10 protein-coding genes and 1 pseudogene are annotated in these 20,464 nt (G+C 68.6%); 10 read left to right on the top strand and 1 reads right to left on the bottom strand.

Annotated features, from left to right (window positions below):
* Positions 1 to 251: 251 nt before the first annotated feature.
* From EV667_RS04660 to EV667_RS04645, 4 genes are all read left to right on the top strand, one after another.
* The gene (locus EV667_RS04660) at positions 252 to 2,582 is read left to right on the top strand and encodes a glycosyltransferase (RefSeq protein ID WP_207907672.1); all 2,331 of its coding nucleotides are present in this window, start codon (positions 252 to 254) and stop codon (positions 2,580 to 2,582) included.
* 90 nt (positions 2,583 to 2,672) lie between these two features.
* Positions 2,673 to 9,992 carry a type I polyketide synthase gene (locus EV667_RS04655; protein ID WP_165901552.1) on the top strand — a complete coding sequence of 2,440 codons (7,320 nt, stop codon included), beginning with the start codon at positions 2,673 to 2,675 and terminating at the stop codon, positions 9,990 to 9,992.
* Entirely contained in the window at positions 9,989 to 11,365 is a 1,377-nt protein-coding gene (locus tag EV667_RS04650) for an aminotransferase class I/II-fold pyridoxal phosphate-dependent enzyme (RefSeq protein WP_131834110.1), read from the top strand. The genes EV667_RS04655 and EV667_RS04650 overlap by 4 nt, the downstream gene beginning before the upstream one ends.
* A 2-nt stretch (positions 11,366 to 11,367) precedes the next feature.
* A complete protein-coding gene (locus tag EV667_RS04645) occupies positions 11,368 to 12,810 on the top strand; it encodes a glycosyltransferase family 4 protein (RefSeq protein ID WP_131834109.1) in 1,443 nt (480 codons plus the stop codon).
* A gap of 44 nt (positions 12,811 to 12,854) precedes the next feature.
* Here the strand turns inward: EV667_RS04645 and EV667_RS22825 are convergent.
* A pseudogene (locus EV667_RS22825) lies at positions 12,855 to 13,820 on the bottom strand (LTA synthase family protein); the annotation flags it as partial.
* A 662-nt stretch (positions 13,821 to 14,482) separates the two neighbouring features.
* Between EV667_RS22825 and EV667_RS04630 the strand changes: the two are divergent.
* The 6 genes from EV667_RS04630 (at position 14,483) to EV667_RS04605 (ending at position 20,273) form a co-directional block, all read left to right on the top strand.
* Positions 14,483 to 15,790 (top strand): KpsE/RkpR family capsule polysaccharide export protein, encoded by a 1,308-nt coding sequence (locus EV667_RS04630; RefSeq protein ID WP_165901551.1) that lies wholly within the window; start codon positions 14,483 to 14,485, stop codon positions 15,788 to 15,790.
* Positions 15,791 to 15,801: 11 nt separating this feature from the next.
* Complete coding sequence (locus EV667_RS04625; protein ID WP_131834106.1) at positions 15,802 to 16,626, top strand: ABC transporter permease; 825 nt, start codon at positions 15,802 to 15,804, stop codon at positions 16,624 to 16,626.
* An 11-nt stretch (positions 16,627 to 16,637) separates the two neighbouring features.
* Positions 16,638 to 17,363 (top strand): ABC transporter ATP-binding protein, encoded by a 726-nt coding sequence (locus EV667_RS04620; protein WP_165901550.1) that lies wholly within the window; start codon positions 16,638 to 16,640, stop codon positions 17,361 to 17,363.
* Positions 17,364 to 17,418: 55 nt separating this feature from the next.
* Positions 17,419 to 17,616, top strand: coding sequence for a hypothetical protein (locus tag EV667_RS04615; protein WP_131834104.1), 198 nt, complete (start codon positions 17,419 to 17,421; stop codon positions 17,614 to 17,616).
* Positions 17,617 to 17,925: 309 nt separating this feature from the next.
* Positions 17,926 to 19,077 (top strand): polysaccharide biosynthesis/export family protein, encoded by a 1,152-nt coding sequence (locus EV667_RS04610; RefSeq protein ID WP_131834103.1) that lies wholly within the window; start codon positions 17,926 to 17,928, stop codon positions 19,075 to 19,077.
* Between the two features lie 68 nt (positions 19,078 to 19,145).
* Complete coding sequence (locus EV667_RS04605) at positions 19,146 to 20,273, top strand: hypothetical protein (protein WP_131834102.1); 1,128 nt, start codon at positions 19,146 to 19,148, stop codon at positions 20,271 to 20,273.
* Positions 20,274 to 20,464 lie beyond the last annotated feature (191 nt).

Below are 20,464 nucleotides of genomic sequence, written 5' to 3'. Positions count from 1 at the left end.
GTTTGAAGGCTGATTCCCCTCGAAACGTCGACCATCGAAACGGGTGGCTCATGAATTTTGAGACCTTCGGGCATCAGGCCGGACGCGACTTCAACCCCGATAACGCGGTGTCGTCGGCTCCAACTCTGCGCGATACACGGATGGGCGATGAAGGAATGAATGCTGAAGAACAACTTCAGAGCGCATACGCGTTTGCCAGCTCTGGCAGAAATTACTTACAAATTTCGGAAAGCGAAAACGTCCTCGGCGGCGTGTTCGTGCAGGAAGGGCAATGCGTCGCCTGGGGCTTCAACCGTGGCGATCTGCGGCGGCCGGTCGCGCTGCGGCTTGAGGTCGACGGCGTCTGCGTCTTCGAGCGCACCACCTCGCCGGAGGCCCACATGCCCATCCACGTCACCGGCTACCGGCTCGCCGCGCATCGGCAGATGGTGTTGCGCGTCGACGACGAGAGCGCCACCGCCGGCACCTTCGCCGCCCAGACCTTTTGGACCGATGCGGAGACCCGGGAGGAACTGACCCATTTCATCGTCGGCATCGGGACATCCGCCCGCGAGGGGAGGCTACGCCACCTCGTCTGGCACGACATTCCCAATGTCACGCGCCGCCTCGAGAGTTCCGACGAGCCGCCGGCCCGCTGGCGCGCGTCGGTCTACACCCGCTACATCGCCAATCGCCTGGAGCTGAAAAGCAAGCTTTCCGGCGGCCAGTCGGTTGCCAACTGGATCGTCTCCGAGGTATTCGAGGACTGGTACAAGCGGCATGTATTCTGCCTGACCGACGAAATACATGCCCTGCTCAGCGAGCCGGTGATGAACCGGCGGGTGATGAAGCACGAGATCAGTCTCACCCTGTTCGCTTTCTGGCGCCGGCACTACCCGCATATCGACATCTTCACCGAGGAAGGCCTACGCCTCGTCCAGTACAAGTTCGCCACCGCGCCGTTCATCGCCGACAAGAACAACGTCAAGCTGGTGTCCGACGGGTTGCGCCGCTCGCTTTCCGCACCTGCCGATGTGTTCCGCAACCGCGAATTGCCGTGGAGCTGGTACTGGCTGTTCCTGCTGGAAGACCAGGGGCTGGGCAACCGGCTGCGCGATGAGGACTTCATTCGCCGCACAAGCTTCAAGGAGGTGGCGCTCGACGTCACCCAGCCCGACCGGCTCTCCTTCACCCCGAATGTCTGGCGCGCCTATTGGGGCGCCGGCGGCACGCCCGACTTCACCCGCTTCGATCTGGCGCTGATCTCGATCCTCGCCGATGCGCCCTGCCCCGACGTGGCGATTGCGGAAAGCGGCGCCGATGCCTGGCGCGAGCGGCTGTATCACGATGTCTATGCCCGCGTGCCCGAACTCTCCGCGCTCTCAGCGATGGGCCGGATAGAGGCGCCTTCCGAGGCACTGCGGGACGCGGTGCCCCGTCGCGACCTCGTCATCATCGGCCACGCCAACGACACCGGCGTCGGGCGCAATCTCAGCATGTTCGCGGAGGCGCTGTCGTCGTTCCAGCCATTGGTGTTCAACGCCGATGACGGTTCCTGCGTCAATCCCGATGCCGGCTACAATCCGACCATCGGTGCGCGGGCCCGTGTTGTCCTCCTGTGCGTGAATGCGGACCGGGCGCCGGAGATGATTGCTCGCTTCGCCGGCATCTGCGAGGACGCCCACATCATCGGCTTCTACCTGTGGGAAAGCGACCGCCCGCCGGCTAATCACACGCTGGGCGCGCTTGCCGTCGACGAGATATGGACACCGAGCAACTATGTCGCCGAGGCGTATCGCAAGATCACCCCGGTGCCGGTTACGGTGGTCGACAAGGGGCTGCACCCTCCCCTCGCCCCTGTCTCGTTCCTCGACCGCTTCCGGACCGATCCGTCCGAGTTCATCTTCCTCACGGCGGCGGAATTCGGCTCGTCCATTGTCCGCAAGAACCCGCTCGACGTGGTGAAGGCCTTCCAGCGGGCGTTCGAGGACAGCGATCTCAATGTGCGGCTGCTGATCAAGATCCGGGAGGTCAATCCCGGCCATTGGAGCAATATCGATTCGTACTGGGAGGAGATCGAGGAACGCATTGCCGGCGACGACCGGATCACCCTAGTCGAAGGCAATCTGACCGCCGAGGAATACTGGACGCTGATGTGGAGCGTCGACGCCATGGTGTCTCTGCACCGCTCGGAGGGCTTCGGCTACTTCATCGCCGACGCCATGTTCGCGGGCAAGGCGGTGGTGGTCTCCGATTATTCCGGCTCGCAGGATTTCTGCGATGCCGACAACGCCTTCCTCGTGCCGGTGCAGCAGACCCCGGCACCGCCGGAATATCTCGCCAGCCGGGGCTATATCGGCCAGTGGGGCATACCGGATGTCGAGGCGGCTGCCCGGGCGCTGTATCAGGCCGCGGCGGATGCCGACCTGCGGGCCACCCGCGCCAGCGCGGGCCAGTCCCGGGTCTCGCGCAAATACGACTTCGTCCAGTGGAGCGACGCGATTTCAGCGCGCATCCGGCACCGTATCCACGATGCCTCCCGGACGGCGCACGCGCCGTCGGAAGCGACGGCCGCTTCGGAGTGGGCCGCCTCCGGCAGTTAGGCGCTGGCGGTGCAGCCCAAAAGGCCGCGCCGCACACGCCTGGCTGCACCGCCGGCTGCCATATCGCATGAACGTCAGATGAGGTGCCGATTGGATAGCATCGTTCACGGCGCGGACGCCGCCCTCTCCTCCGGTTCGCCACAGGCACTGCACGCCGCAGCGATCATGGGCTGCGCCTGCCGGCTGCCGGGCGCTGCGGACGAGGCCGCTTTCTGGTCCCTGCTGACGCGGGGCGCCTGTGCCGTGACCGAGATTCCGGCGGACCGCTGGTCGCATGAACGTTTCCTCCATCCCGTTCGCGGCACGCCGGGCCGCGCCTACACCTTCGCCGCCGGCGTGCTTGACGACATCTTCGGGTTCGACGCGGGCGCGTTCGGGCTGTCGCCACGCGAGGCGGAACAGATCGACCCGCAGCAGAGGCTTCTGCTCGAACTGGTGCGCGAGGCGTTCGAGGACGCCAATATCCCGCTCTCGCCGCTCGCCGGGGCCAATGTCGGCGTCTTCGTCGGGGCCTCTTCACTCGACCATTCGCTGCACTTCGTTCCCGACATCGCGGCCGCCGACGCGCATTTCGTCACCGGTAACGCCCTGTCGATCATCGCCAATCGCATCTCGCACGTCTTCGGCTTCACCGGCCCGAGTCTCACCATCGACACCGCCTGCTCCTCCTCGCTGGTCGCCTTCGACCGGGCGGTGAAGGCGATCGAGAGCGGCGAGGTCGACACGGCCGTGGTCGCCGGGGTGAATATTCTGGTCAGCCCGTTCAACTTCGTCGGCTTCTCGCGCGCCGGCATGCTCTCGCCCACCGGCCGCTGCCGGCCCTTCTCCGGCGAGGCGGACGGCTATGTCCGCGCCGAGGGCGGCGTCGTCACGGTGCTGAGCCGGCTCGCAAGCGCGCAGAGCCTAGGCCGGACGCCGCGCGCCGTCGTCATGGCGACCGGCACCAATTCCGACGGGCGCACGCTCGGCATCGCCATGCCGGAAAGCCGGGCGCAGCAGCGGCTGATCGAGGAGCTCTATGAGCGGCGAGGCATCGACCCCGACGGCCTCGCCTTTATCGAGGCGCACGGCACCGGCACGCTGGTGGGTGATCCGGCCGAGGCGCGCGCCATCGGCACGGCGCTTGGGCGGCGGCGTTCGTCCCCGCTGCCGATCGGCTCGGTGAAGTCCAATATCGGCCACCTCGAACCGGCCTCGGGCCTCGCCGGCCTGCTGAAGGCGCTGAACGGGCTGGAGCGGCGCGAACTGCCCGCCTCGCTCCACCTCGACACGCTGAATCCGTCGATTGATTTCGAGGCGCTGAACCTCCGCCCCGCCGCCGAGCCGCTCATGCTCACGGGAGAGGCGAACTTTGCCGGCATTTCTTCCTTCGGCTTCGGCGGCACCAATGCCCATGCCGTCATTCGCCTGCCCGATGCCCATGAGGTTCCAGTCGCGGACGCACGCGCCATCGCTCCCGTGCTGATGATCTCGGCAACGGACCCACAGAGCCTGTCGGCCCTCGCCGAGGCCTATGCCGACCGGCTGGAGGGTGAGGCGGCGCCGGAAATCGTCGCCCATGCCGCTGCGCATGGCCGCTCCACGCTGCCCCATCGCCTGGCGATCGCGGTGAACGGGCCGGATGTGCCGGCCCGGCTGCGCCGTATCGCGGCAGGGGATGGCGAGGCCGCGCTCCTGCGCGGCACACCTCGCGGCTCGGCGGGCGGGGTGGCCTTCGTCTTCACCGGCAATGGCGGCCAGTATGCCGGCATGGGCCATGCCGCCTGGCAGGCCAGCGCGGCGTTCCGGCGCGGGATCGAGCAGATCGACGCCGTCTTCAAGCCGCTAGCCGGCTGGTCGCTGGCGGCGTCCTTCACCCAGCCGCCGAACGAGGCCGCCCTTGCCGCCACCGAGACGGCCCAGCCGCTGATCTTCGCGCTGCAGGTTTCGCTCGCCCGGGCGCTGATGGCGGGCGGCTGCGCGCCGGCAGCGGTGATCGGCCATAGCGTCGGCGAAATCGCCGCCGCCCATATCTGCGGTGCGCTGAGCCTGCTCGATGCGGTGCGCCTCATCTACTGGCGCAGCCAGCTTCAGGGCCGCACGCGCGGCTCCGGCGCCATGGCCTTCCTGATGGCGAGCCCGGAACAGGCGCAGGCGTTGATTTCGGCCGTCGCCCAGCCCGAACTCGTTATCGGTGCGATCAACGCGCCCACCGGCGTCACGCTCTCGGGGCCCAGCGTGGCCATCGACGCCGTGCTCCGCCGGGCGCGGGGCCAGGGCATGGTGGGCAAGCGCCTCGGCCTCGACTACGCCTTCCACTCGCGGGCTATGGGGCCTCTTTACGAGCCCATCATCGAAACACTGTCGATGCTAAAGCCCAGCCCACCGGCGATCCCCTTCATCTCGACCGTTACGGGGGAGCGTATCGAGGACGACACGCTCGACGCCTCCTACTGGTGGGACAATATCCGCCAGCCCGTGCAGTTCGACGCGGCGGTTCGCACGGCGGCGCGCGACAGCACCATCGGGATATTTCAGGAGATCGGACCGAAGGCCGTCCTCACCGGCTTTCTCAGGGAGATTCTCGCCGATGAGGGTCGCCCGGCCACCGTGCTCGCCTCGCTGCAGGAGAAAGACACGGCGGAGGACGACCCGGTGGAGCGGAGCCAGCTGGCTGCGCTAGTGAACGGCGCGGCGGTGGACGCAGAGGCCATGTTCGGCCCTGCACTACCCCCCGCCCGGATCCAGCTGCCCAAGACGCCTTGGCACCGCCAGTCTATCCGCCCGCCGCGCTCCTCGGAAGCGATCGACCTGATCGGCGGAGCCGGCCCCGATCATCCGCTGCTCGGCACGCGGCTGCTCGCCGGGGGCAGCGAATGGCGGGGGATGCTGGACATTGAGGCCCGCCCCTTCCTGGCCGACCACAAGGTCGGCGGCCATGTCGTGCTGCCGGCGACCATGCTGGCCGAAATGGTGCTGGCGGCCGGCCGCGAGACGCTTGGAACCGGGCGGCTACGGCTTGAGGACTTTGCCATACTGACGGCGCTTCGCCTGTCGCCCGGGGAGAGCGTGGAGACGCGGGTCGCCCTTGAGCCCGCCGGCGGCATCACCGTCTCCTCGCGCGCCCGGGGCTCGCAGGAATGGAGCCTGCACGCGCAGGGGCGAGTGCTTGCCGATACAGGTTTCCGTCCGGCCGCCACCGCGCGCCCGGTCCTGCCCGAAGGCGGCACCTCTCTCGACGCCGACGCGCTCTACGCCGCCGCCGCCCGGCTTGGCCTCGACTACGGGCCGGCCTTCCGGCTGGTGCGCACGGCACGGCGCGTGGGTGCCGACATCGACCTGACCTTCGACCCGCCTCAGGAAACGCCGCACCGAATGCAGCAAGCCTATGTGCTGGCGCCGACTTTGGCGGACGCGGCCCTGCACGGCCTCGTCCTCGCGGCCGAGGGCCTCGCCGCACCATCAGGCACCACGTTCCTGCCGGTTCGCTTCGCGGCGCTCACCGTGCGAGATTCGGCGCTTCCGGTGCGCGCTGCCCTGGCGATCCGGCGCGCCAGCCCGCGTGGACTGGCTCTCGATGTGGCGCTGCTCGACGCGGCGGGAGACGAGATCGCCCACATCGAAGGCGTTGAGTTGCGCGCCGTTGCGCTGACCTCCACCGAGACGCTGGACCGCGATTTCCGCCAGAGCTACGTCCGTCTCGGCCCGGCGGCGACGCAGGCGCGCCAGCGTGTGGAAGCTTTCCTCGATGCCGCCAGCGACATCGCCCCGGCCGACGATGCGCTGATCCTGGACGCACTGGCCTATGCCATCGCCCACCGGGCCGTGACCGCGATTGCCGGCGACGCGCTCCGGGACGACGTCCCGCTCGCCATCGAGGCGCTTGTCGAGCAGGGGCGGCTGGCGGCGGAGCGACGCCCGGCCTTCCTGTCGCTGCTGGAGCTTCTGGCCGAGGGTGGCCTTGCCTGCCAGATCCCGGCCGAGGGATGGCGCGTGCTGCCGCAGAGTAACCTGCCGGCGCCCGAGCCGCTGCTGCACGAGATCGCCGGGCTGGCGCCGGACCGCGCCGCCGAACTCGCCATCGGCGCCCGTCTCGCCAGCGATCTCAGCGAGCATCTGCGCGGCTCGCTCCACATCGCTCCGGGCCTGGGTCTCATCGACCAGTGGGAAAGTGCCTCCCCCGCCGCCCGCACCCTCGCCGGACAGGTGGCAGCGCTGGTCGGCGATGTAGCGCGCGGCGTCGACGCGCCGGCCTCTGTGATCGTGGTGGAGCGGCACGGCGTCCTTCTCGACGCGCTGCGCCCGCTGGTCGAGGCGGGCGACATCGTGCTTACCGTCCTGCCCTCCGACCCCACCGCCCGCCCGACCCTCGCCGACCGCATCCGGCCGTCCGTGGGTGTTTTCCTGGGGCATCAGGAAGAGGCGCCCGAGGCGGACCTCATCCTGCACTTCGATCCGCGCCTTCCGCTTGACCCCGGCGGCGAGACCGCCCGGCGGCTGAGTGGCGTGTTGCGGCCGGGAGGTGCGCTCGTCTCCTTCGGCTTCGCCACCAGCGGCTTCGCCCGGCTGATGATGCTGGACGCTCCCGCAGGCATACGCGGCAACCACCGACTGCGCGGCGCGCGGGCCGTCACCGACATCGTGCTGCTCGCCACTTCCGTGGCCGAGGCCGCTGACCACCAGGTGAGCGTGGCCGCCCTCATTGCCCTGCTGAAGGAAGACGTCGGCTCCTGCCTTATCTCCGAAGCCGGCTATATACTTGATCCCGACCCTGCTTTGCCGGTGGTGGGTGCTGCGGGCAGCGTGCTGGTCTGGCGGCTCGCGAGCGGCGAGGACGCGCGCACTCTCGCCGGTGCGCTGAACGAGGCGCGCCTGCTGCTGGAGGCATTGCGGGCGGCCCCCAAGGCGCCCGCGCTGCGCCTGCTCATGGCCGGCGATCCGCTGGGCGAGGCCCCGTCCACGGCGGCGCTCTGGGCCTTCGGCCGGACGGCGATGAACGAGTATCCCGATCTCGACATCAGGCTGATCGCGCTGGATCGGCCGGTAATCGACGAGGCCGCGATGGGCGAACTGGCGCGCGCCGTCGCTGGCGTGCCCGGCGAGCGTGAACTGGTCATTGATGGCGACGGCCTGAAGGCAATGCGCCTCGCGCCAGCGGAGCCGGCAAAGGCAGACCGTGTCCACACCGCCGCCCGCCTCGCCATGACGTTGCCCGGCTCTCTCGATCGCCTCGTCTGGCAGTCCGAGCCACGCCGCGCCCCCGGACCCGGCGAGGTCGAAATCGCCGTCGAGACCACGGCGCTCAATTTCCGTGACGTGATGTTCGCGCAGGGGCTGGTTGGCGACGACATGCTGGGACAGGGCTTTGCCGGCCCCACGCTTGGCTTTGAATGCGCCGGCACCGTCACCCGCACCGGCCCCGAAGTGGCCGGGCTGCAACCGGGCGACCCCGTGGTCGCCTTCGCGCCCGGCGCCTTTGCCACCCATGTCACTGTATCGGCCGTCGCCGTCCTGCGCGCACCCGCCGGCCTCGCCGCCGACGCAGCGGCAACGCTGCCGGTGGCCTTTTTGACCGCCTGGTACGGGCTGGTGCATTGCGCCCGGCTGGAAGCGGGCGAGACCGTTCTCATCCACGGCGCTGCCGGGGGTGTCGGCATGGCCGCCCTGCAGATTGCCCGGATGCGCGGCGCTCGTGTCGTCGCCACGGCGGGGACGCCGGAGAAGCGGGCGCTCGCCGGCCTGCTCGGCGCCGAAACGGTGTATGATTCCCGCAGCACCGCCTTCGCGCAGATGCTGCAGGCCGAAGGCGGCTGCGATGTCGTGCTGAACTCGCTCGCCGGGCGGCCGATGGAACTCTCGCTGCGGGCGCTCAAGCCTTTCGGCCGCTTCGTCGAACTCGGCAAGCGCGACTTCGTGGCCAACACCCCCATCGGGCTGCGGCCCTTCGCCCGCAACCTCACCTATTTCGGCGTCGATGCCGACCAGCTCATCGCGGCTCGGCCGGCCTTGGTCACGGAGATGCTCGCCGAGATCGGCCGCCTGTTCGAGGCCGGCACGCTGCAGCCGCTGCCTTACCGTGTCTTCGCCGCCGACGAGGCACGCGCGGCGTTCCGGCTGATGCAGGGCTCCGGCCATGTCGGCAAGATTCTCATCCGCCCGCCGACACACGTCCCCGCTCCCGTCGAGCTAGCCGGAAACTTCGTGGCGGCGGCGGAGGGCGTGCACCTTGTGGTGGGTGGTGGCGGTGGCTTCGGCCGTGAGACCGCCCGCTGGCTGGCCATGCGCGGCGCCCGCCATGTCGTCGTCGCCTCCCGCCGGGGCGTGGTCGACCCGCCGCTCGCGGTCGAGGGCGCGGACATCGTGGCCGAGCGTCTCGACGTGCGCGATCCCGAGGCCTGCGCCGAATTGATCGAGCGCCTTCGTGTCCGCCATGGGCGCATCGCGGGCGTGGTGCACACCGCCATGGTGCTGGACGATGCGCTGATCCGCGACCTCGACCACGAGCGCTTCGAGACGGTGCTCGGGCCCAAGGTCGACGGCGCGCGCCATCTGGACGCGGCGACCGCCGGGCTGGACCTCGATTATTTCGTGCTGTTCTCCTCCGCCACGACGCTGGTTGGCAATCCCGGACAGGCCGCCTATGTCGCCGCCAATGCCTATCTCGAAGGTCTTGCCCGCCGCCGGCGCCGAGAGGGCCGGCCGGGGCTCGCCATCGCCTGGGGCGCGATTTCCGATGCCGGTGTTCTGGCCCGCGACCGCGCGACCTCGGAGCAACTGAGCCGCCGGCTCGGCCTCGGCATGCTCACCGCCGCCGAGGCGCTCGATCATCTCGGCACGTGCCTTTCGGATGCCAACACGCCCCCCGTCAGCGTGCATGCGCCGGTGAACTGGCGGGCGGGGCGCGATCTTGCTGTCATGGCCGGAGCCAGCTTCGCCGCGCTGCGCCCCAGCCTTGACGACGCCACCGATGCCGGCGGGGAGGACGACCTTGTCGCGCTCATCCGCGAGCAAAGCGAAAACGAGGCGCGCGAAACGGTGCTGCGCCTTCTTTCCACCGAGTTGGGCCGCATCCTGCGGCTTCCACCGGACACGCTCGACCCGGGACGGGCGCTCAGCGACATCGGCATGGATTCGCTGATGGGGCTGGAACTCGACCTCGAAATGCAGCGCCGCCACAAGGTCGCGCTGCCCATGCTGGGGCTGGATTCCGGAGCGACGCTGCAGGACATCGCCGACAGGGTGCTGCGCAAGCTGCGCCCGCTCGCCGAGACCCCGGGTGAGGCGCCGCTCGCGCCGGGCATTCACCTTCCGGAGGAAAGCGCCCGGCTGATCGACCGGCACCTCGATGCCCCGCCGACCGCCGCCATCCTGGACGCGCTGAAGGCCAAGGCGATCACTGACGGCCGCCGCGACGGGGGCCTGCTGCGATGACCGCTCATGTCAACGATATCCGGCTCGACGCCGCCGACCGGGCGGCGCTGCTGGCCCGCATGCGGGGGCGGCCGACCGAGGCGCCACCCGCCGCCGCGCCCGCGTACGACACCTCTTTCGACACGCTGCCAGGCTATGACGAGCTGCGGATGATCCGCGCCACCGGCGAGGCGCTGGGCATCGCCAACCCGTTCTTTCGCCCTCATGAGGGCTGCGCCGGCGCGCTGACGCGCATCGACGGGCGCGAGGTGCTGAATTTCGCCTCCTACGACTATCTCGGCCTGAACAGCCACCCCGAGGTGAGGCGCACGGCGCAGGAGGCAATCGCGCTTTACGGCACCAGCGTCTCCGCGAGCCGCGTCGTGGCCGGCGAGCGCCCCATTCATCGTGCCCTAGAAGCGCGCCTCGCCGCCCTGCACCGGGCGGAGGACGCGCTGTCCTTCGTGTCCGGCCACGCCGCCAACGTCACCACGCTGGGCACCATCGTCGGTGCGCCGGACGCGGTGTTCCACGACGCGCTGATCCATAACAGCGTCATCGTCGGGGTCGAACTCGCCGGCGCCACCCGCCGCAGCTTTCCCCATAACGATCTCGACGCGCTGGAGCGCATGCTGGTCGGCGAGCGGCACCGCTACCGGCGGGCGCTCATCGTCGTCGAGGGGCTCTACTCCATGGACGGCGACGTACCGGACCTCGCCCGGCTGGTCGACCTCAAGCAGCGTTTCGGCGCCTGGCTGATGGTGGACGAGGCGCACGGCATCGGCGTCCTTGGCGCCCGCGGGCACGGCATCGCCGAACATGCGAGCCTCGATCCGGCGAGTGTCGACATCTGGATGGGCACGCTGTCCAAGTCGCTCGCCTCGTGCGGGGGCTACATCGCCGGGCCGCAGGCGCTGGTCGACTATCTCAAGGTCTCCGCGCCCGGCTTCGTCTACAGCGTCGGCCTGCCGCCGGCAGCGGCCGGCGCCGCGCTGGCCGCCCTCGACGTCATGGAGCGCGAGGGCGAGCGCGTGGAGCGGCTGCAGGCCAATGCCCGGCATTTCCTCGACGCGGCGCAGGGGGCCGGCCTCTCCACCGGCACCGCCGAGGGCCACGCCATCGTGCCGGTCATGGTGGGCGACTCGCTCAAGGCGGTGCTGCTGTCGGAAAGGCTGCTGGCGCGCGGCGTCAACGTCCTGCCGATCATCCACCCGGCGGTGCCGCACCGCGCCGCGCGGCTGCGCTTCTTCATCACGGCCGCGCACACGGCGCAGCAGATCGAAAATGCGATCGACTGGCTCGTCGAAGAGAACGTCGAGTGCTCCCGTTCCCTCGCCCCTCTCGGCCTTGGCGGCGAGGAGGGGGTGGTTGCTGCCCCCGAGTGGAGGAAGTGAACATGAAGGTCGTGCTCGACATCACCCGGCTGCTGCGGCGCTCCTCGCAGGCGACGCCCACGGGCATTGATCGCGTCGAACTGGCCTATGCCCGCCATCTGCTTGGAAGCCGTCAGTACAAGGACCAGGCCGCCTTCGTCGGCCGGGTGCGCGCCTCGACCTGGTATCTCGACGCCGAAACCGTCGCCGGCTTCATCGAGGCGTTGGCCCGGCGCTGGAAGCAGTCCGAGGGGCGGATCACCCGGCGGGAGCTGGGCAATGTGGAAGGCTTCCTTCGCCTCGCCCCGGGGACGCTGAGCGAACTTGAGCCGCCGGCCCCGCCGCGCTCGGCCTTGCCGGACGCGCTGCCGCCGCTCCAGCGCCTGTTCTCGCCGGTCAATCTGCTGCCACGCCTGCTGCGGCGGCGCAATTCGCATGGCGCGGTCTATCTCAACGTGTCGCATGAGGGGCTCAATTCCATCGCCGGCGTGCGCTCGATGGTACGCGGCCATGGGCTCAAGCCGATGTACCTGGTGCACGACCTCATTCCCCTCACCCACCCGGAATATGTCCGGCCGGGCGATGCGGAAAAGCACGAGACGCGCATGCGCACCGTGCTGAATTCCGCTGAAGCGGTCATCTGCAACTCCCAGCACACGCGGAGCCAGCTCACCGCCTTCGCCGGGCGCAGCGATCTGGTCATGCCCCCCAGCGTGGTAAGCCCGCTCGGCATCGAGGACGAGTTCGATGAGGAGGAGCCCGCCATGCCGGAGATCCACCCCTTCTTCCTCACCGTCGGCACCATCGAGCCGCGCAAGAACCATCTCGTGCTTCTGCATGCCTGGCGGGTGCTGGTGGAAAAGCTCGGCGCGCGGGCGCCGAAGCTGATCATCGTCGGGCGGCGCGGCTGGGAGAATGAGAACGTCATCGACATCATCGAGCGCTGCCGCAACCTCAGCGACCATGTGCTGGAGTGCAACCGGCTGCCCGACGGCCAGTTGCGGCGCCTGATGAAGCAGTCGCGCGGCGTGCTGTTTCCGTCCTTCGCCGAGGGATATGGCCTTCCGCTGTTCGAGGCGATGGCGCTGCGCGTGCCGGTGATCTGCTCCGATCTGCAGGCATTTCGCGACATTGCCGGTGCGGCACCCTGCTATCTCGACCCGATCGACGGGCTGGGCTGGGCCCGGGCCATCGAGGACTATGCGCACCCCGACTCGCAGGCGCGCGCCGCCCAGCTGCGCCAGCTGGCGCAGATCCGCATGCCGCGCTGGGCGGATCACTTTTCCATCGTCGACCGGATCATCGACGTCGTGGCGGATTCCCCGGCCATACCCGCCCCTTCGTCTCCCTGGCGCCCCTCCGCGAGCTTCGAGCGCAGCAAGGCGTTGATCGCCGCTGGCGAGCGTTCAGAGGCCGGGCGCTCGCTGGCGTTCGTCGCCGCCCGTCCGCAATCGAGCACGAGGTAATCCGTGGCCTGGTCCTCCGCCAACCCCTCATGCCCGGGAAGGATCGGCGCATGATCGCCATAGAACACCAGCAGCGAGCGATTGGTGCGCGCGTCGAGCGCCGCGACGACGGCGCCCAGCATGGCGTCGGCATTGGCGACATGGCGGGCGTATTGCGCGACCGGGTCGTCGAGACCGGGCAGCCGGCCCGGCCCATAGGGATCGTGCGCCTCCATGGTGATGGCCATCAGGAACAGCGCCTTGCCCGCCGCGCCGGCGGCCTCGATTTCCTGCACGATGCGACGGCCCACCGCCGCGTCGCCGACATAGGGACCGAAGCGGTCGCCCGGCACGAAGGCGGTCTCGTCGACAAAGTGCGCGAAGCCGAGGCGGGGAATGGCCCTGTCGCGGCGAAAGAAGCGCGCATCGTGCGGGTGCAGGAAGCACGTGCGCCAGCCGAGGGCACCGAGCCCGCACGCGAGCGAGGCCGGCGCCAGCCGCTCGGGGCGCAGATAGGGGTCGAACCGATCCATGCGCTGGTCGGCAAACGCCACCCCGGTCAGCATCTCCGCCTCGGAGCGGTGCGTGTAGGCGCCATAGCAGGACACTTCGAGCCGGCCATGAGCCATCGCCCGCGCGCGCAGGCGATCGTAATGCGGCAGGTCCAGCGCCACGCCGCTTCGGCGCAGATCAGTGAAGGATTCCGACTGCAGGAATATGACGGCGTCATAGCCGCTGGCCTGCACGGCCGGCGCAGGGCGCGTCTCTTCCCGCTGCCCGTCCTTCCGCCACAGGGCGAAGCCAGCCAGCAACGAGACGGAAAGGCCCTGAAGGCCGACGAAGCGTCTTGCCGGCAGGTCGAGCAGGTGCCGCGAGAGGCCGGGCAGCGCCCCGGCTATGCGGCCGGCCAGCAGCGGCACGACGAGGGCGGCGAGGCCAGCCGCCGCGAGCACGCCGAACTGGGCGGCCTCACCCAGCGCACGCGGTTCCAGCCAAGTCCAGGCCGCGATCACCCCAACCAGCAGCAGCATCACAAAGCCGAGGCCGGCGGCTTCCGTGCGTCCGAGATAGAACAGCGCCGGGTGGCGGACCAGCGTCGGAATGAAGCCGAGGTCGCTGAACACGAGCGGTTCGTGCAAATAGGCGTATTTGGCGCGGGAAATCCCTGCGAACACACCCAGCGTCACCAGCGCCGCGACAGTGGCGAAGAGCGGGCGCGCCGACAGGCCAAGCCAGAGCAGCCAGAGCCAGCCCGCGATGAGCGCGCCGAGTGCGTGGGCCTGCCAGGGCCGGCGCGGCGCGCGATCACGGGGCGGCACGGCCAGACGGTCCAGCCCTCCGGCGCCGACCAGCGTGACCGTCACGGCCGCAAACATGAGTATCGCGTCAAGCATTGTGGTCTTTTCGTTTCGCTGATTATGGTCACAACGTCAGATATTTCGGCGAAACTAAAGCCGAATCTGTATTTTCATCAATTCCAATTAGAATATTTTGGAATTATTTCTCAGTATACCGCTATTATTTATAGTATTTTTGAAGAGTCAAATGAAGAAACTAACGGTATATCGACGAAATATGGGGGCGACCGCGCATGAACAAGCTGCACACGCTCTTCGGAAAGAGCCCTACCGGGACGGATACACCCCTTAATCCGTCGGACACCTTCAAGGTTGCCCCTAAGGTCGCTCCGCCCGTGCGGAAAGAGCCCTTGCGGCCGGTGGCGCGCGGTCTGCCGGAGGCGGACGAAGCCTTTGCCCCGGCCAAGCGCGCCAAGCCAATGCGGCCAGCCGCCAAGCGCGATGATTTCGCCCTGCCGGAGAGCCACGCGGACGACCTCGCGTCGAGTCTGCCGCGCAAGGCGCGCAAGCGCCGGTCGGTCGGGCTGTGGGCGTCGTTCCTGCTGATGGTCGCCGTGCCGACCCTTGTCGCGGCGCTCTACTACGGCTTCGTCGTCTCCAACCAGTACATGTCGGAGTTCCGCTTCGCCGTGCGCAGCCAGGATTTCGCCCCGGCCGGCGCCAGCGCGGCGAGCACCGCCCTCGGCGCAGCGGCCCGCTCCGGCGGCTTTACCGACAATTTCCTCGTCGTCGACTACCTCTCCAGCCGCCAGGCGGTGGAAGACCTGATGAAGACGATGGACCTGCGCGCCATGTATGCGCGCGCTGGCGTCGACCCCCTCTCCCGGCTGGGGGGCGAGGCAACGATGGAAAGCCTCGTCTCCTACTGGCAGTCGATGATAGACGCCTCCTTCGATCTGGCGACGGGCCTTGCCTTGGTGCGCGTGCGTGCGTTCACGCCCGAAGACGCCCACCAGATTGCTGCCCGGCTCGTCACCCAGAGCGAAACGCTGATCAACGACATCTCGGCCCGCGCCCGGCGCGATGCCGTGACCTTCGCCGAGGCCGACGTCTCCCGCGCCGAGGACCGGCTGCGCGGCGCGCGCCTCGCCTTGCGCCAGTTCCGCGACCTGGAGCAGACACCAGACGCCGCCCGCACCGCCGGCGGCACGCTCGACCTCGCGATGAAGCTGCGCGGGGAACTGGCGGGGCTGCAATCCCAGCTCGCCTCGCTGCGCACCTATATGGATTCCAACGCCCCGACCGTGAAAGTGCTGGAAAGCCGCATCGCCGCGACGAGCAAGCAAATCACCACCATCGAGCGTGAAATCGGCAAGGGCGGCGGCAGCGCGAGCGCAGCCGGCGGCGTTGCACCCGGCACGCTGCCGGTGCTCTCCGACGTGCTGTCGAATTATGAGGATGTCGATCTCAGCCGGCAGTTCGCCGAGAAATATTACGAGACGACCCTCTCGGCGCTTGAACTCGCGCGTTCGGAGGCCGCCGCCCAGCAGACCTATGTCGCCACCTATGTACAGCCCGCGCAGGCGCAGGCGAGCGAATACCCGCGCCGCAGCGTCTCCATCCTGATCGTCTTCCTTGCCGCCGGCGCGCTGTGGTTCATCAGCGTCATGGTGTTCTTCTCCATCCGCGACCATGTGGCCTGAGGGGAGCGGCGATGACCTTCATACCCCCGGCCGACACGCCGGAAGACAGGGTCGGCCTCAACGCGATCCTGCACGGCCTGCACACGCAGGGACGCGTGGTTATCGCGCTGATGCTGCGCGAGATGCGGCTGCGCTCGGTGCATTCGCGCCTGAGCTATCTGCTGGCGCTGCTGGAGCCGATCCTCCAGCTCGCCATGATGATGGGCATCTTCAGCATCATCGGCCGCCGGCCGGATTTCGGCACCAGCCTGCTGTTGTTCCTCGGCACCGGCATTATGCCGTTCTTCCTGTTCACCCATGTGTCCGGGCGCACCACCAGCGCGATCCGCGCCAGCGGGCTGGTGCGGGCGCTGGCGCCCATCCAGCCGCTCGACATCATGCTGGCGCGCGCCCTGCTGGAGACCGCGACGCTACTGGTGGTAGCGGTGCTGCTGTTCACCGTCATCTATGCCATGGGCATTCCCGAGGCCATCCCGATCCGGCCCATGCTGGCGATAGAGGGCTTTGCCGCCACCGCGCTGCTGGCCATCGGCGTCGGCCTCATCAACGGGGTGATCGGCGCCTTCTTCCGGCTTTGGGCGGTGATCTACGGCGTGCTCTCGCGCTCGCTCATCTTCATGTCCGGCGTGTTCTTCGTGCCGGATTTCATGCCGCCGCAAATCCGCTACTGGCTGAGCTGGAACCCGCTGCTGCACGGGCTGGAATGGTTCCGCTCCGGCTTTTATCTCACCTATCCCACGCTCACCCTCGACAAGACGTACCTCATCGGCTTCGGCGTCGTCGCTCTCCTCATCGGCCTGGCGCTCGAACGTGTCTTCCGCGCGAGGCTGGTATGATGGCGGTCGAAATGGCGGGCATCGCCAAGACATTCCACGCAGCGCACGGCGCCCGCCGCGTGTTCGAGCGCCTCGACGCCACCTTCCCGCGCGCGACCTCGATCGGCATTCTCGGTGCGCGCGGCGCCGGCAAGTCGACGCTCATCCGGCTGATCGGCGGAGCGACACTGCCCGATCGCGGCACGATCCGCCGCCGCGGCTCGGTCTCGCCGCCTGTCGCCAACACGCAGGCCTACCACGCCGCACTGACCGGCCGCGAGAACCTGCACTTCGTGGCCCGCGTCAACGGCTTCGACGGCGACGCGGCGGCGCGCTTCGTGGGCCGCTTCACGCAGATGGAGGAGGAACTCGACCAGCCGCTGTCGAGCTACACGCGCGAGCGCCGCTCCCGCTTTCTATTCGCGGCGTCCTACGCGCTGCCGTTCGACATCTTTCTCGCCGACGAAGCGCTGTTCGGCGGCAGTGGCGCCTTCCGCGCGCGTTGCGCCGACCTGGTACAGGCGCGCCGGGCGCACGCCACGCTGATCTTCACCACCCGATCCCCCCAGATGCTGCGACGATTCGCGGACATGGGCGCCGTGCTCCATGAGGGCCGGCTGCACATGTTCGACCGGATCGGCGACGCGATCCGCCTCTTCCGCACCATCGACGACGGCCCGGCGTCCGAAACGGACGACGGGTCGGAGGAAGAGGACGAGGAGCGTCTCGCCGACGAACCCTTCGGGCCATCGGCCTGAAGTTGCCTTCCATCACTTTCGGTCGGGCGGTCCGACCTAACCTGAAGGAGCCGACATGAACGATCTTCCTGAAATCAGCCGCCAGCTTGAGCGTTTCGTGGCCCGCCGTCTGGTCGAATTCGACCAGGCCGCATGGAGAGAACTCAGCGTCCAGAAGCGCAAGGAGTGCATCCAGGCGGCCCGCCGGGCGCTGAAGGCCGAGCGCAACTATTTCGCCCGGCAGGCCAACGCGGCCCCCGCCCCCGCCGAATAGGTGCCAGCCCCCCGGCCGGCCCAGCGGCCGGTGCCGGGGGGAAGCACGGGATCAATGGCGCCGGCACAGGCCCGATCTGCGGCCGACGCCGGCGTCGCCCCTCACCTGTTGCCTTGGCCCGTCGCCCTGAAAAGTGACGTCTGGCTATTGGCTGTTCTGTTCTGAATATAGTTCAATATTGATTTTATATTACTGTGCTTCCTCGACCACAGGAAGCGGGTTTTACACCTTGTTTTGCAGTGCGATATGGAATTGGTCATCTTTGACCGTCTTAGATAGACGCTGCAAAAGTAAAAAGGATCGGGTGGCTTGATTATCCGTGGTCCGAAGGCCCGCCTTGCCGGGCTTGTCGCGCTGGGCCTTTCGCTCGGCGGTTGCGTGTTTTTTCCCGGCTCGGGGCCCGTGACCCAAGAGGTCATGCAGCCGCGCGAACCTGTCGATTACGAGATCGTCGATGTGGACTCGCATGTGGTCCAGGCCATGCACCTGTGGCGTTCGGCGAGCCTCGCCACCAGCTTCGGCGCCCGCAGGCCCGCTCCCGAAACCCGCGTCAATGTCGGCGATGTCGTCCAGGTCTCGATCTGGGAGGCGAGTTCCGGCGGTCTCTTCGGGGGCGGCTCCGCCGAGGCCGGCTCGGGCAGCGAGATGCTGCCGCAGCAGACGGTGGATCGCGACGGCCATATCAAGGTTCCCTATGTCGGCGAAGTGTCGGTCATCGGCAAGCGGCCGAGCGAGATCGCCAAAACGATCGAGCAAGGGCTGACCGGCAAGTCGATCGACCCGCAGGTGCTAATCACCTTGCCGCAACAGACCTCCGCCTCCGTGGTGGTGGTCGGCGACCTCACGGGTGCCGGCCGCGTCAATCTCAACGTGAAGGGCGACAGGTTGCTGGAGGTTATCGCCCAGGCCGGCGGCATCAAGGCGCCGCCGCACGAAACCTTCGTACGCGTGACCCGTGGCAAGCGCAGCGCGACGATGCAGCTGACCGCCGTGCTCGCCCGGCCGGACGAGAATATCTTCATGCAGCCGGGCGACACGGTCTACGTGTTCCGGCGCCCGCAGAGCTTCACCGCGCTCGGCGCGGTCAAGGGAGCGGGCGAGGTGGCGATCGACCGCGAGGACTTCACCGTCGCCGAAGCGGTGGGCTCCTCCGGCGGCCTGATCGACACCCAGGCCGACCCCAGCGGCGTGTTCATCTTCCGCTACGAACAGGCGGACGTGGTACGGGCGATTAATCCGCAATCGCCCTTCCTGTCAGGCAACAGCGTCGTGCCGGTCATCTACCGTCTCAACCTGAAGGACCCCTCCGGCTACTTCATCGCCCGCGCCTTCCCGATCCGTGCCGGCGACATCGTCTATGTTGCCAACGCCCCCGGGGTGGAGTTCACCAAGTTCCTGCGCATGGCGCTGATGATCAGTTCGATGGCCCGCAGCACCAGCACGAGCTGGTCGGTGGACTGAGCCGCCCGCGCAGGCCCTGCGCGGCGCCCCGGCTCTGGGAGGCGCCGCCCGTCACAAAGGAGGTCAGGATGCGAAAGCTCTTCCGCCTGACACCGCTGGCCGCGCTGTTGGCCGGCCTTGCCGCGCCGGCGCGAGCAGAACCGCAGGCAACCATCGCGGACTACATGGCGATGGATGTGTGCGTCGATGCCGCCGACGCCATCATACCAAACCTCGTTCCCGGCGATGCCGCCTGCGCGCGCCGGCGCGACCTGCGCCCGGGCGAGACCCCGCCCTATGAACTGCGCAACTTCCTCAATCCCGGCGGGCACTGCACGGAGGATGGCGGCACGGTGGCGAAGCTGAACCGGCCGGTGGAGCGGGGCGGACAGACCCGCATCGTCTCCTCCACCCTCAGCCTGCCGGTGAGCCCCTGCGGGGGTGCCCGCGGCCGACCGGGCAGGCCCGGCGAGGGCGGCGCCTCGATCCAGTGGCACGACGAGGGCTACGGCTTCATCATGGGCAGCTACAGCCCGGTCGCCCTCTCGGTCTACCAGACCCCCCTCTGCCGCGACGGCAGCGTTTCCTCGCGGCGCTTTTTCCGGGGCTGGGTGATCGCGCCGGCCACCGTGCCGGCGGTGGGCCAGGGCGGATTTGGCGTCTTTGAAAGCCGCCTCGCCACCGGCGCCGCCTCCGCACTGCCCGCCGCCTGCCCCACGCGCTACCGCCGGGCTTTGACCACCTGGCTGGTCGCGCCCATGCGCTACACCTCGGACCGCGAGCTGGTGTCGATCGTCTCCAGCCATTTCGCGCAGGTCAGCCGCGACGGCCTCTCGCCCGGCGCGACCCTGCAGATGGAGCAGACCTACTGGACCCGCGAATTCGGCCTCTCGCGCTGGGAGAAATGGGCGCGCGAGGACTGGGTTCACCCCCGCAGCCACCGCTCCGCGCCCGATCTCGCCCGCGAATTGCGCCAGCGCGGGCGCTGCGGCCCGGCAGTCGGGGGCACTTTCGACATTTCGTCCCGGACCCGCTTCACCGATGCGCCCGGCCATGACGACGCCTATGCGCGCGCCATCGTCGACCCCAGGTCCGGAAGGAGCCAGCTCTGGCTCATGACACTGTGCGAGGACTACACCAATATCCGCGTGCGGCCGGCCGGCAAGGCCCTCCCAGATGCCTCCGCCATCGCAGACCCGGCCTATTGGAGACCATGAGCGCGGCGCTCCCCCGCCAGTGTCACGTGACCAATGGGCAAGCAGCGCCGCCCGGTGGGCTGAAAGACATAGCGCCGAAACCTTGTCGCCGCCCCTGTGGCTCCGTTGTGCCGACGAGATGAACTACAGCGTGGTCGATGCCGTGGCGAAGCACTTGAAGCAGATGGCGACCGGGGGCGGGCTGATCGACG

Origin of the sequence: Ancylobacter aquaticus (assembly GCF_004339465.1) — a bacterium.
GTDB lineage: Bacteria > Pseudomonadota > Alphaproteobacteria > Rhizobiales > Xanthobacteraceae > Ancylobacter > Ancylobacter aquaticus.
This window is presented reverse-complemented; position numbering and strand designations above follow the sequence as displayed.

What these genes read in the sequence shown, in the direction of transcription:
- EV667_RS04650 (WP_131834110.1), top strand. Translation starts at nt 9,989, where the DNA reads ATGACCGCTCATGTCAACGATATCCGGCTCGACGCCGCCGACCGGGCG.
- EV667_RS04645 (WP_131834109.1), top strand. Translation starts at nt 11,368, where the DNA reads ATGAAGGTCGTGCTCGACATCACCCGGCTGCTGCGGCGCTCCTCGCAG.
- EV667_RS04625 (WP_131834106.1), top strand. Translation starts at nt 15,802, where the DNA reads ATGACCTTCATACCCCCGGCCGACACGCCGGAAGACAGGGTCGGCCTC.
- EV667_RS04620 (WP_165901550.1), top strand. Translation starts at nt 16,638, where the DNA reads ATGGCGGGCATCGCCAAGACATTCCACGCAGCGCACGGCGCCCGCCGC.
- EV667_RS04615 (WP_131834104.1), top strand. Translation starts at nt 17,419, where the DNA reads ATGAACGATCTTCCTGAAATCAGCCGCCAGCTTGAGCGTTTCGTGGCC.
- EV667_RS04605 (WP_131834102.1), top strand. Translation starts at nt 19,146, where the DNA reads ATGCGAAAGCTCTTCCGCCTGACACCGCTGGCCGCGCTGTTGGCCGGC.